The sequence below is a fragment of the Pelotomaculum sp. FP genome, assembly GCF_004369245.1.
GTDB lineage: Bacteria > Bacillota > Desulfotomaculia > Desulfotomaculales > Pelotomaculaceae > Pelotomaculum_C > Pelotomaculum_C schinkii.
This window is the reverse complement of record NZ_QFGB01000086.1, coordinates 1-13,086: the sequence shown is the minus strand read 5'-3', so window position 1 is coordinate 13,086 and position 13,086 is coordinate 1. Positions and strand designations below refer to the sequence as shown.

Sequence of the window (13,086 nt, the reverse complement as noted above, 5' to 3'; positions counted from 1 at the left end):
CAGTCATCAGGGCGACCTCCTGGAAATTATTTATACTTGAATATTCCCTGATTCTGTCGACTTGAGGGTTTTCCCTTCTTTATTATTATCTATGAGTTACCTAATTCTGGTTAACCGAACACCTATGTACTGGCATCAATTGTTATTTTAGGTTTTCCATTCTCATATTTAATCTTTAAAAAATACAGTATATTGTTAAGAGAAAAGAACAATAAAATTCTAAGTCTCACGGATGACTATCTTAGTAAATTAAATGAATCAATCTGCGGAATAAGAGATATTAAAGCAATTGGATTAAAGAATATCGATTTTAGAATATTCTCTTCGCTATCTTTGGAAATAAGAAATAATAATATAGAATTAAATATTTTAAGCAATACTGCACAAACAGCGACACAAGCATTCAATTATCTATCCCAATTATTATTGATATTGATTGGTGGATACTTTGTTTGCAAGGAGACACTAAGTATTGAGTATTTTGTAGCGTTTTTCTCGTACTCCAGTATATTTAATAATTCATTATTAAATTTAACAAAGGTAAATTCAAGTTTGCAACAAGTCTTCTCTTCATCAAGAAGAATATTTGAGTTAATTGATAATTCAATATATCAAGAGGAAGAGTTTGGAGATAACGAAATTGAACAAGTTGTCGGAAAAATAAAATTTGAAGAAGTAAAATTTGAATATATGTCAAGCTTGCCAGTTCTTAGGGGGATCACTTTTGAGATACCCTGCAATAAAACAATAGCTATAGTGGGCAATAGTGGTAGTGGGAAGTCTACTATACTAAATTTGCTTCTAAGATTTTATGATCCATTATCAGGGGCCATCTATATAGATGATATCAATATAAAGGACTTAACAGAGAATAAATTAAGAAAAAATATTTCTATAGTAAGGCAAAATCCAATGTTATTTAATAAGTCAATAAAAGATAATTTAATGGAGGTAAATCCAAATGCAACAGAAGATGAAATGCTGGAATCATGTAAGTTAGCTTGTATACATGATTTTATTATGACTTTGCCCCAAAAATATGAAACATATATTGGTGAAAACGGAGTATTGCTGTCGATTGGTCAAAAACAACGAATTGCTATAGCTAGAGCTATTCTAAAAAAATCCAAAATAATACTATTTGACGAAGCAACTTCTTCACTCGATAACAATTTACAGTCTTATATAAATACGGCAATAAAAAAAATTTCAAAGAACCATACTGTAATAATTGTAGCTCATAAATTATCAGCTATTATTGAAGCTGATGAAATATTTGTACTAGATCAAGGTGTAATTTGTGATAGTGGCAAACACGAATTCCTAATTCAACATAATAGTCTTTATAATAAAATGTTCAAATTGGAAGCAGAATTATTAATAAAGAATGGAAGTTCTGAAAAAACAAAGGAGGAAATATTATATGATTTCAATGGGTCAACTACCAAAGCCTTGGAAAGCGGGAATTGCTAAAGAAATTACTTTTTGTGTTACCGAAGATTGTAATTTATCATGCAAATACTGTTATATGACCGGGAAAAATAATATTAATAAAATGAGTTTTGATGTTGCGAAACAAGCAGTTGACTATATACTTGCTGATAGGGAGAATTTTAATAATGAGGCTATTGTATGGGGTTTTACGGGGGGAGAACCGTTTCTTGAAATTGAATTAATAGATCAAATAACAGATTATATAAAAATTCAAATGTATAGTTTAGAGCATCCTTGGTTTAATAATTATATGCTTCATTTTTCTACTAATGGAATTTTATATGATACACCAAAGGTTCAAAATTATATTAAGAAAAATAAAGAACACTGTTCAATTAACATTAGTATTGATGGAAATAAAATTAAACATGACTTACAGAGAATAAAAAAAGATGGTAGCGGTTCATATGATGATGTAGTAAAAAACGTAAAGCTTTGGCAAGAACAGTTTATCGGGACTAGTACTAAATCAACATTTACTCATGAAGATTTGCCTTATTTGAAAGAAAGCATTATTAGTTTATGGGAATTAGGGATAAAGATGGTTGCTGCAAATGTTGTTTTTGAAGATGTATGGAATGATGGTGATGATCTAATTTTCGAAAGACAGTTAGTAGAATTAGCAGATTATATAATAGAAAAAAAGATGTGGGATGATTATTCTGTACGTTTTTTTTCTCCTGATATTGGTTTTCCTTTAACAGAAGAAGAAATGCAGCGAAATTTTTGTGGCACAGGTAAAATGCTAGCAATTGATTGCAATGGAAATTTTTTACCATGTGTACGATTTTTGGATATAAGCCTTAACAATAGAAACAATTATTCAATAGGGAATATATATACAGGTATTAATAAGGATAAGCTAAGACCGTTTAAAGTTTTGTCATTGAAAAATATAAGTAATATTGATTGTCTTCAATGTAATGTTGCATCGGGTTGTGGTTATTGTACAGGTTTTAATTATGATTATGCAAATACAATTTTTCAGAGAGCTACTTATGTCTGTAAAATGCATAAAGCTAATGTAAGAGCAAATAAATATTTTTGGGAAAAATTTGCCAAAACTACGGGTTTGGTTTCACCTAGGGAAGAATACTTAAGAAAAAGGAAATCACTCTCAAAGTATTTACTAATAATTACTTCTGACAAAATAACTCCACATTGTTCATATCGCAACTCACGTATAAACAAAACCGATATGAGTCAGGAGATATTATTATCTGGCTTGGATTATGCTAAGAAAAATGATTATATTCCGGTATTTTTGGGATTACCTCTATTATCCAATTTTGAAGCAAATGAACATCTTCTTATAATTGATGAAAAATCTTATAAGGGTCAAAATAATGCAATTATAATATACGATAATAACATCGAACACACTAAAATCCCACCAATTAATTCTATTTTATTAATAACACCAGATAACATTAAAAAAATCAGCAACTATATTATAAAATTAATAAACAATAATACTGAACGGATCAATTTGATCCTTGAAAATGTCGAAAATTGGAAAGATCATGATTTACATCTCTATGAGATCGAATTAAATAAAATTATTAGTTATATTGTAGAACGCTATTCAATTAACAAACATATTAAAATTAACGTACTTACTGATTTATTCGAACTTACAAAAATGAATAACTGTGATGCTGGGATTAGTACTATTTGTTTAGCACCAAACGGCAATTTTTACATTTGTCCAGCTTTTTATTTTAATAATTCCGATAACATTGTTGGCAACCTGAAAATGGGTATTAATAATAATTACTTAAATCATATTGACAAGTGGCCAATATGTTCTGAATGTGATACATATCACTGTAGAAGATGTTTATTTATAAATAAAAAATTAACAAATGAATTTTACATTCCCCCAAAAATACAATGTTTAATTAGTAATACAGAAAAAAAGGCTGCTCAAAAATTGCAAAAGCTTTTACAGGAAAAACATGATGAACATTTTGAAAATATTTTATCCATTACCGACTATCTAGATCCACTAGAAAAATTAGATAGCAAAAGGAGCATTGCTAATGAATAAAGAAAAAATTGGAATTTTAACTGAAGAAGAGAAAAACAAACTTGAAAAATTGCATCATAGAAAAGCTGCATTGAGTGAGCTATTAATGACACTCAGCGATTCCAATCTTACAAATGATGAACTTGATGAGTTGCGTAAAAAAATAACTATAGAACTTGAAATAGCAACTTTAGATTATGACGAATGGTGGAAAAAACATTCTCAAAAATATAAATGGAAATCAGCCATTAATGGAAGATGGTTAATAAATGATGAGAACGAAGTATTTTTAACAACAAGTATTTAAAGAAATTCAAATATATATAGAGAAAAAATTTCTAATCCCTATGTCAGTGATATAAATTATTTAATAATGAAAGGATGATACTAATGAAGCATCTAATGTCAAGTAAGATAAGCGATTCGTTTGAAATTGCAGCAAATTATAGCTGTATATCCTGTGATACCGTATCCCAGTGTGTGTTTGCATGTGGCAACAACTGTTCGAGTCACTGCACCTTTATAAATGCTGGATACTAAACAAAAATATTATGAATAATCTAGATTATTCATAATATTTTCCTGGCATGGGGATTTGATTTTTAAAAACTCACTAGTAGTTTGTTAAATCTTAAACTATAAACAAACTCATTTTCGTGGTATACTCTTCCCAGGAGGGAGGGGTATGCCTTGCCAAAAATAAGATACCATGTACGTCTTTCTGATGAGAAGCGGAAGACCCTGCTCAAGATCGTTTCCAGAGGTTCCGCCTCGGCAAAAACCATCATGCATGCCAATATTCTGTTGGCAGCTGATGAGAACGGCACGGGCGGGCGAAAGAGCGAATTTGAAATAGCAGCGTTGTTTCATGTTCACCCGCAAACCGTTCATACCATTCGAAATCAGTACTCGGAACATGGGCTGCAGGCTGCGCTCGGCAGAAAGAAACGCGAGACGCCGCCCGTTGAACCGAAGATTACCGGTGAAGTGGAAGCAAAGATCATCGCATTGAGCTGCAGTTCACCCCCGTCGGGACGATCCAGATGGACGCTAAGGCTGCTGGCGGATAAAGCGGTTGAATTACAGTACATTGACAGCATCTCTTATGTGGCCGTTGGACGGCTTTTAAAAAAACGAACTGAAACCACATCTCCGTAAATGTTGGTGTATTCCGCCTGAACAGAACGCCGCCTTCGTCGCCTGCATGGAAGATGTTTTGGATCTGTACCAGCAGCAATATTGCAGACTATATCCGGTCGTCTGCATGGACGAAAAGCCGTACCAACTCCTTGGTGAGACCAGAACCCCGATCCCGATGAAGGCCGGAAGGCCTGAGTGTCAGGACGGTGAATATGTCCGCAACGGAACCTGCAGCATCTTTGTCTTCACAGAACCATTGGCAGGCTGGAGACATGTAACAGTCTGTGAAAGAAGAACTCGGGTTGACTGGGTAAACCAGTTCCGGGAACTGCTTGATGTTCATTATCCAAAAGCAAAAAAGATCCGGTTAGTGATGGATAATCTGAACACTCATACCACAGCATCGCTTTATGAAGCATTTACACCGGATGTAGCCAGAAGCCTCGCTAAACGCCTTGAGATCCATTACACGCCAAAGCATGGTAGCTGGCTTAACATAGCCGAAATCGAACTGAGCGTAATGTCCAAACAGTGTCTGGAGCGCCGAATTTCTTCAATTGATTCCCTTCGCCTTGAACTGTTGGAATGGGAAACTGCAAGAAACAGGAGTCAAAAGGGTGTTGACTGGCAATTTACGACCACTGATGCAACAACCAAATTAAAGCGGCTTTATCCACAGTTTAAGAGTTAACAGCGTACTAGCTTGGACTCTCTCTGGTTAACGGAAATAAAGTTGCTCCTAACTAAAAAATCAGAGTAAGCTCAAATTTGGGGTTTTTGTTGCTCTCATTGAGCTAGGTAAAAAATTCAAGCAAAATCAAAATCATTTGCAAAGCCATCCGAATATGGGTGTGGCGTGCATGGATAAAATACTTTGGCTGGAAGGCTATCGGATGCTCATTTGCGGCCATTATCTGTGCGTCTATCGATTGTTGGGCAAAACTGTTTTTGTTTATCATATCGTGGACAGCAGAGCGAATTATACCCGGCTGCTTGCGGACTTGCCGGTGCAAGATGATAGCGACAACTGATTAGGGTTGCGAAAAACAGAACCATTGAGCCGGTACAGGCTTTTAATATTCCTTATAACTTAATCGAATGTTGCTGTTATTTTTTTCTGGAGAGCGTCACAAGCGCGTATATAAAAGGCAGCCTCAAAGGTAGACCAGGGATAATCGCGGCCGGTTAAGATATAAGTACTACGGCAATTTTCTAAAAATCGATCCGCATTTGACAAATCGTCCATTATTACAGCCGCGTAACCGAGAATAACCCACGGGAAGGAGTCCCCCAATTCCAGGTCGGCCCAGCCGGGCAATTCTTCATTAAGCTTTTGATAGGCCAGTACGGCCTTTTCACTTGCCGGAGAAATTACTCCATACGTTGCGGGATATATCTGGGCAAAAAAACCGGGATATGCCTGGCCGGACTGCGGGAGAAACTTTCCGCCCGCCTGGTCAAGCGCCCAGGCGAAACAAGCTCTATCTTGGTCCCAAAAGCGATTCAGGATACCATCCTTGATTAAACCGGCTTTACTGTCGTATAACCTGCTGCGTTCCGCAAAACCCATTTCTTCCAGCAAAAGCGACCAGTCTTTCAATCCACGGTAACATTCACAGTTATCCATCAAATACTTGACCTGTTGATCCGGTTTGGCCCAGATCAAGCCATCGTCATCCTGAAGTTTCAATATTACTTCCGACACTGCCGCCAGGTCACCATAATGTGCCCGGACAAAGGTTATATCACCGGTAGCACGGTAATAACCGGCAGCCAGTGAAAGCAGGGTGGCAGCATAGCTGTCTGCGGAATCATAAGAATATACGGATTGAAGCACTCCGTCTTCCAGACGGTAATCATACATTGTACCGTTCAGGCCAAAAAGATCCGGATAGTTCAGATTTGACAGGCTCCACTCCAGATACTTTTTGACCCCGTTATTGAATACCGGCTGACCCAGCTGAGCCATTTCCGTGAGGTTTCCAAAATAAGGTATGATGTCCGGCCTGCCATCATCCAAGGGCATATAACCATCATTGCTCTGGTAAGAGGCTATCCACCGACGCTCCCGGTCAATCTGCTCTGTCAGGAGCTTATTTTTTATACGCAGAACAATGACGCAGGCCTCAGCCCTGGTTAAGCCGCTTTCTTCCCCCAAAGAACGATCAGGGTAGCCACAAATAATACCCTCTTTCTTCATAGTCGCCACCCAGTTGTTTTGCCGGTCATCTTTTGCTGCGGGAAAATCGGGCAGGTTTTCTCCCGCCATCAACCGCCCGGCCATCCCCGCCACTTCAGCTCTGGTAATAATCCGCTCCGGCTCAAATAATCGTCCGGAGTTTTTTTCCGCCAGGATGCCAATGGCATCAGCCGCTTCAACACAGCTATAGGCCCAATATTCCCGCCCGACATCCACAAAAGCAGGCTGTTCATTTTCTTTAACGGGTCCTACCCAACAAGCTTTAACAAGCATTTTGACAAATTCAGCCCTGGTAACCATTTGCTCCGGCTGAAAGAATCCGTCCGGGTAGCCGCCTGCTATGCCCAGGCTCACAACCGTTTCTATATCTGTTTTCGCCCAATGGTTTTCAATATCTCCGGCGCTTGCTGCCTGGGCGAAGGAAAGCCTGCAACTACAAGAAAAAAGTAAAGCAGCAGCGATCCAAAGGATATCTCTTCTAATTTTCAAAAACTCAATCCCCTCCCCCAAGTATATTTGGCAGTCCGCTAATGTAATTATTAGCTAAAAACATGTTTATTCCTGCCATTGACACTCCGGGAACAAACTGGCGCTTTTTAACCATCATTACCAAGCATATAACAGACTAAAAACCTCGTAGAATTATCATATAATACGACAGAACAATTCTTTACAGGGGTGCGAGTTTGTGATTATCAAATCCAAAGCTGGAACTGGTAGAACAATCCCGTCTTGCCGGCGAGCCGGCTTTTACGTTGAAGCAATCAAAACGGCGCTTAGAAGCAATCTATGCGGCGCTCTCCGCCCGATAGGCAGATTAAACAAAAGTTTCAAGTTTGGATTATAAATTATGGCAGTTACACTTTAAAAGAGCAGGCTTCCCACAGAAACCTGCTCTTTTAAAGGCTAATACTTCATAAGGGCTAAACTATCAACAAATAACCACTTGATAATTTCTAAGCCAGGTGTCCACCTGGATCAGATAGGCCAGGAACTGGGGACCCCTCATCAACTGGCCGAACCAGGGCCGGTCAAAGACGGCTGTTTCGGAGGCAGCCAGGGCGCGGACAGCTTCGATGTTGATCAACCGGCGCAGGGGGGCTTCCCGGTCGTCCAATATTTCCAGCATCTTCCTGCTTACCGCCGCCAGATAGGATGGGTTGTGGGTTTTCGGGTAGGGACTTTTGCTCCGCTGCAGCACATCATCCGGCAGCAGTCCGGACATGGCCCGGCGCAGAATGCCCTTGGACATATGGTCGCAGTTTTTCATGGACCAGGGGATGTTCCAGACATACTCAACCAGGCGGTGATCACAGAAGGGTACCCGCACCTCAAGCCCCACGCCCATGCTCATGCGGTCCTTCCGATCCAGGAGGGTCTGCATAAACCTGGTGATGTTGAGGTAGAAAATCTCGCGCATGCGGGCTTCCAGCGGCTCCTCGCCCTTTAAACGCGGCACTTCCCCGAGAGCGTCCTGGTAGCGCCCGGCGACATATTCTTCCGGCCTGATCAGATCTACCAGTTCGGCAGACAGGAACCCTGCCCGCTCCCGCACAAACTGAATCCAGGGAAAAGTGGCTTCAGTCAAGGCCGCACGGCTGCGAAACCAGGGATAGCCGCCGAAGACCTCATCGGCAGATTCACCGGAAAGGGCCACGGTGGCGTCTTTTTTTATTTCCCGGCAAAAAACAAACAGTGAAGAGTCGATATCCGCCATGCCGGGCAGGTCGTTGGCCAGTACCGCCGGGACCAGGGCCTCCGTCAGTTCAGGAGTATCTATTTCAATCCGGTGGTGGCAAGTGCCGAGAAATTCAGAGACGCGTCTTACCCAGGGGGCGTCGGAATTGGGCTGAAAGTGGTCCGGCTTGAAAAACTGTTCGTTGTCCCGGTAATCGACGGAATAGGTGTGCAGGGTTCCCAGGCCGTCCCGTTTGAAGGCCCCCGCGGCAAGGGCGGTGATGATACTGGAGTCCAATCCGCCGGACAGCAGCGTGCAGACGGGGACATCGGAAACCAGCTGGCGTTCCACCGCGTCACAAAAAAGGTTCCTGATCGTGGCCGCAGTTACTTCCAGGCTGTCTTCGTGCGGCTTGCTTTCCAGCGCCCAATAGCGGCGCAGGTGTATGCCGTTACGATCATAGAGCAGGCAATGCCCCGGCCTGATTTCCGCTACACCGCGGTAAATCCCGTGGCCCGGCGTGCGGGAAGGCCCCATCACCAGGATTTCGGCCAACCCTTGCGGATCGACCTCAGGTTTAACCGCCGGGTGGGCCAGCAGCGCCTTTAGTTCGGAACCAAAGATAAAAAGCTCCCCTTTAAGAGCGTAAAAGAGCGGTTTGACACCCAAACGGTCGCGGGCCAGGAACAAACTCTGCTCGGCTTCCCCCCATACAGCAAAGGCGTAAATGCCGTTAAACTTCTCCACACATGCCGTCCCCCATTCAATGTAGGACAACAGAAGGACTTCCGTATCAGAATTGCGGGTGAGAAAAGTATGGCCCCGTGCTTCCAGCTCCTTTCTGAGATCCATAGTATTATAGAGCTCACCGTTATAGACGATGGTATAGACGCGCTCTCCCAGCCGCCGGGTCATCGGCTGCCCGCCTCCCTCCGGGTCAACTACAACCAGCCGTCGGTGGCCCAGGGCGGCATGGTCCGACAACCATTCTCCTTCCGCATCCGGCCCGCGCCGGGACAGCGTTTTAACCATTGCCTCCAGAATTGGCCGCTGTTGGGTTAAATCACTATCCCAGTCAACCCAGCCTGTTAATCCACACATAAAAACAAAACACTTCCTTTCAGTAATCACTTTCTTCCTTTGCCGGCGGCAACACACCTTGGATATCGCATTCAATACCGGACTTTTCTTGTTTGGCGGTTGACGACTGCCTGTCTATAGGAAAATGAAAGTCCCGAAAGAAGGGTTATCTCTTTCGGGACTCCGTTGTCCTCGTAATATTTTCTTTTTGTAAGTTTATGCTTTAAACAAAAAAAGAGGGCATGGACGCCCTCCTGGAAATTTTTATTCCCATCTTACTTGCCATATCCCTTTTAACCAGCATTTGCTCTATTTTATTGACAGCGCAATCTTTAAAATCTCTTCGCGGGGGAGGTCGCCTTCAACCGTAAACACCCACTCGCCACGCTGCCATCGGACAGTGGTATAAACATATGAAGGGTCGCCTCCGGGGCTGGTTTCTTGCAGGCGGGCTTTGGCCCCGTTAAGATCAATGAACTGGCCGCCTTCTTCTCCAATCACGCCCGCCTCAGCAACCCGGCTTTGAGAAAGCGTAAAAGATTTATGGTCCGCTATCCGGTACCCCAGGCAAACATTCCCGGTTTCCCAGGTTACGTCTTTCAGTTCGGCCTCAGGCGGCAGGTAGCCTGGTACCGCCGGAGTGAACCCCACTTCCCGGGTGGCTTCCTGCAAGGTCCCCTGGGGCAAGGCAGCCCTGCTTGACATGAACAATTTGGCAGCGCCGGAGGATTGGCTGCTTGCCATGGGTATGCTCTGTTCCTCTATGTCGGGAGCCTGCGCCAGATCGACGGCGCCATTTTCTTTCATGTTGAAAGACTCTCCGCCCCCTTGCCCGGGAGGCGCGTTCTTCCGTGCTGCAGCCTCCGCGTCCAGGTTATCTGCATCTCGCATAATAGTGGTCGCCTCATCAGCCAGCGGGGCCTTTTCAGTCACCAATGGACTGTCGGCCTTAGGCTGAGCTTCGGTCGTAGTACCGTCTTTGACAGTTGGCTGCTCTTGACCGGCGTCAGACAGGGGCGCCGGTTCAGTCTTACCCGCGCTCTCAGAAGCAGGCTGGCTTTCAGGCACGGACATCACCACAGCAGGGTTTTTGAGGGACGGGTCGAAGAGCTTGTAGTAACCAAAGAGTCCAACCGCAGCTACCAGCATTAGCATGGCCGCCGCCAAAGCCGGAGGCTGGAACAGACCAAACAGCTTTGCCTTCCCTGGCTGCCGCTTTTTCTCCCCGGCCAAGGCCTGCTCGATTCTTTGGCTAAGGTTGGAAGGGACCTCTATTTCCGTAACCATTTCAACGACGGTTGCCCTTAATATGTCATCCGCCTTTTTGGTCAGCTGGAATTCACCCCGGCAGTTCGGACATACAGCCAGGTGTGCCTGTACCTCATGTTCCTCCTTGGCAGAGAGTGACCTGTCAAGCAGGTCGTTAAATTTACGCATTATCTTCTCACAGCGCATACTCGTTCCCTCTCTCCAATTTTTCTCTAAGCAGGTTGCGCGCCGAGTTCAGCCTTGATTTGACGGTCCCGACCGGAATCCCCAGTACTTCTGCAACCTTCTGCACGCCAAAATCGTTTCCATAAAAGAGGGTGAGTACCAGGCGGTGCTCCGGGCTCAAGGTAGAGATTGTTTCCTTCAGATCTAACCTCTGTTCCACTTCTGCCATATCCCCATTTCTCGTTACAGGGTTATTAGATATCTTATGCATCGCCAGGCTGTCCCGGTTCTGTTTGCGAAGCCTGTCATAGCATAGGTTTACCACAATCCTGTACAACCATGTTTTGAAAGAAGATTCCATACGGAAGGTATGCAGCTTGCGAAAACAGGTTAAAAAAGCCTCCTGGACCACATCCTCAACCTCGGTGTGGTCACGCAAAACCATGGACGCGGTGCGAAATGCATCGGCCGAATACAGTTGCACCAGTTGGGTAAAGGCATCACTATCACCTGATTGAGCTGCCCTGATCAGACTCGTTTCGGACAAAGTCCTATCTCCTGTCATCCCAATTTATCTTAAACGCTTTTTAGCGGCTTATAAATTTAGACGCACACTTTAGCCGCCGGGTTCATATGAATTCGGGGCGCTTGATACGTGGAGCAGATTGGCTTTGGATAGCTGCTTATTGACATAGCTGACATTGAATGTCATAATGTTAATGGCAAATTATTCCTGGGAAGTGTGTCGGGAACACAGCAGGGTCCGGGAGCCCGCTACCGGTTCGATTCCGTGTCTTCCCTAAAAACAAGGAAGCCCTGGCTTTTAGCTGGGGCTCTCCGTTTTCCGGGTCGTTCCCCACGCCGCTATGCCGGCAAAGGATAAAAACACTTTAACCCATTATAACTTAAAGGAGAACAATTAAGAGGAGGAAAATTTAGTTTGTACTTCATAAAGATTGAGGGATTATACGGGGATTGCTGATTATTATAGCTTGTGATAAGAGATCATGCGTTTCCGGGCTATGTGTGGAGGTACAATTACAAATAATGACCCATGTTAATTCGCAACCACAATTTCCGGACCATACACGGCTGATGTGGCGCGTCCTGCCGCCTTGCCGACATAGTAACATAGCTGCTTGAGAAGTTTATTGTCAAACCCCAGGCCCAGCTTTTCAAAGTGGTTCAGTGCGGCGACTGCCTCCTCGAAGGAACAGTTGCCGGCACGTTCCCCGATGCCGTTTATTGTAGTGCTTAAATATTTGGCGCCGCCCTTATAGGCTGCCAGCGTGTTGGCGGTGGCCATGCCAAAGTCATTGTGGCCGTGAAATTCAATATCTATACCGATTTCTGCTGCCAGCAGCTCAATTACCTGCCTGGTCCTGAAAGGCTCCAGCATTCCCACTGTATCTGCAAAGCGCAGCCGCGACGCTCCTTCCCGGCGGGCCTGACCGGCCAATTGGATCAAGAAGTCCAGGTCCGCCCTGGACGCGTCTTCCAACCCCACCGTAACATTACAGCCGTGCTCCTTGGCGTAAGAAACGACCCTTCTCATGCTTTCGATTACCCAGAACCTGTCCTTTCGCAGTTTATGCTTGATATGGATGTCGGAGGCAGGCAATGTTATATGAGTATTTTTCACGCCGCAGGCCAGGGAAGCCTTAATGTCGCCAATAACCATCCTGTTCCAGGTGGATACGACGGCATTCAGTCTTAAACGGGAAATGGCTGCCACCGCCTCTATTTCCGGAGAACCCATGGCAGGAACGCCGGCCTCAATCTGACTTACCCCCAGTTGATCCAGCATCCTGGCAATACAGACTTTTTCAATTACCGAAAATGCCACTCCCGGCGCCTGCTCGCCGTCACGCAGGGTGGTGTCCACAAAATAAACTTTTTCCATATAAACCTTCATTTCTCCGCCTACTGCGGGCGACACAAATAGGAATGAAAACCGGGATGTGCAGTAACCATCCTTTGGGTACAATAGCCTTGAGGGAAAGGCACACTACAAAGCACGGTGAGGTGAGT

The 13,086-nt window shown here is 43.9% G+C and carries 10 protein-coding genes; 5 read left to right on the top strand and 5 right to left on the bottom strand.

Features of this window, described 5'->3' with window-relative positions:
* Positions 1 to 129 precede the first annotated feature (129 nt).
* The 5 genes from Psfp_RS19885 (at position 130) to Psfp_RS21905 (ending at position 5,694) form a co-directional block, all read left to right on the top strand.
* The gene (locus Psfp_RS19885) at positions 130 to 1,473 is read left to right on the top strand and encodes an ABC transporter ATP-binding protein (RefSeq protein ID WP_348981171.1); all 1,344 of its coding nucleotides are present in this window, start codon (positions 130 to 132) and stop codon (positions 1,471 to 1,473) included.
* Positions 1,424 to 3,544 carry a radical SAM peptide maturase, CXXX-repeat target family gene (locus Psfp_RS19880; RefSeq protein WP_134220254.1) on the top strand — a complete coding sequence of 707 codons (2,121 nt, stop codon included), beginning with the start codon at positions 1,424 to 1,426 and terminating at the stop codon, positions 3,542 to 3,544. Before Psfp_RS19885 ends, Psfp_RS19880 begins: the two co-directional genes overlap by 50 nt.
* On the top strand, positions 3,537 to 3,830 hold the full coding sequence (locus tag Psfp_RS19875; RefSeq protein WP_134220253.1) for a CXXX repeat peptide modification system protein: 294 nt from the start codon (positions 3,537 to 3,539) through the stop codon (positions 3,828 to 3,830). The genes Psfp_RS19880 and Psfp_RS19875 overlap by 8 nt, the downstream gene beginning before the upstream one ends.
* 392 nt (positions 3,831 to 4,222) lie before the next feature.
* Positions 4,223 to 5,354 (top strand): IS630 family transposase gene (locus Psfp_RS19870; RefSeq protein WP_134220257.1). Its coding sequence is split into 2 segments (ribosomal slippage): positions 4,223 to 4,653 and positions 4,652 to 5,354, totalling 1,134 coding nucleotides; the frame shifts between segments, so codons are not numbered across the junction.
* A gap of 169 nt (positions 5,355 to 5,523) precedes the next feature.
* Positions 5,524 to 5,694, top strand: a complete 171-nt coding sequence (locus Psfp_RS21905) for a hypothetical protein (protein ID WP_190239363.1) — start codon at positions 5,524 to 5,526, stop codon at positions 5,692 to 5,694.
* A gap of 59 nt (positions 5,695 to 5,753) precedes the next feature.
* On the opposite strand, the gene Psfp_RS19865 is transcribed toward Psfp_RS21905, so the two are convergent.
* The 5 genes from Psfp_RS19865 to Psfp_RS19845 all read right to left on the bottom strand — a co-directional run bounded on the left by Psfp_RS19865 (position 5,754) and on the right by Psfp_RS19845 (position 12,994).
* On the bottom strand, positions 5,754 to 7,352 hold the full coding sequence (locus Psfp_RS19865) for an S-layer homology domain-containing protein (protein WP_134220252.1): 1,599 nt from the start codon (positions 7,350 to 7,352) through the stop codon (positions 5,754 to 5,756).
* Between the two features lie 442 nt (positions 7,353 to 7,794).
* The gene (asnB, locus tag Psfp_RS19860; RefSeq protein ID WP_134220251.1) at positions 7,795 to 9,642 is read right to left on the bottom strand and encodes an asparagine synthase (glutamine-hydrolyzing); all 1,848 of its coding nucleotides are present in this window, start codon (positions 9,640 to 9,642) and stop codon (positions 7,795 to 7,797) included.
* A 288-nt stretch (positions 9,643 to 9,930) separates the two neighbouring features.
* A complete protein-coding gene (locus Psfp_RS19855; RefSeq protein WP_134220256.1) occupies positions 9,931 to 11,076 on the bottom strand; it encodes a zf-HC2 domain-containing protein in 1,146 nt (381 codons plus the stop codon).
* Positions 11,066 to 11,602: a sigma-70 family RNA polymerase sigma factor gene (locus Psfp_RS19850; protein ID WP_243120823.1), complete on the bottom strand. Its 537-nt coding sequence runs from the start codon at positions 11,600 to 11,602 to the stop codon at positions 11,066 to 11,068. The genes Psfp_RS19855 and Psfp_RS19850 overlap by 11 nt, the downstream gene beginning before the upstream one ends.
* A 510-nt stretch (positions 11,603 to 12,112) precedes the next feature.
* On the bottom strand, positions 12,113 to 12,994 hold the full coding sequence (locus tag Psfp_RS19845; protein WP_243120822.1) for a homocitrate synthase: 882 nt from the start codon (positions 12,992 to 12,994) through the stop codon (positions 12,113 to 12,115).
* Between the last annotated feature and the right edge of the window lie 92 nt (positions 12,995 to 13,086).

What these genes read in the sequence shown, in the direction of transcription:
- Psfp_RS19875 (WP_134220253.1), top strand. Translation starts at nt 3,537, where the DNA reads ATGAATAAAGAAAAAATTGGAATTTTAACTGAAGAAGAGAAAAACAAA.
- asnB (WP_134220251.1), bottom strand. Translation starts at nt 9,642, where the DNA reads ATGTGTGGATTAACAGGCTGGGTTGACTGGGATAGTGATTTAACCCAA.
- Psfp_RS19855 (WP_134220256.1), bottom strand. Translation starts at nt 11,076, where the DNA reads ATGCGCTGTGAGAAGATAATGCGTAAATTTAACGACCTGCTTGACAGG.
- Psfp_RS19880 (WP_134220254.1), top strand. Translation starts at nt 1,424, where the DNA reads ATGATTTCAATGGGTCAACTACCAAAGCCTTGGAAAGCGGGAATTGCT.
- Psfp_RS21905 (WP_190239363.1), top strand. Translation starts at nt 5,524, where the DNA reads ATGGATAAAATACTTTGGCTGGAAGGCTATCGGATGCTCATTTGCGGC.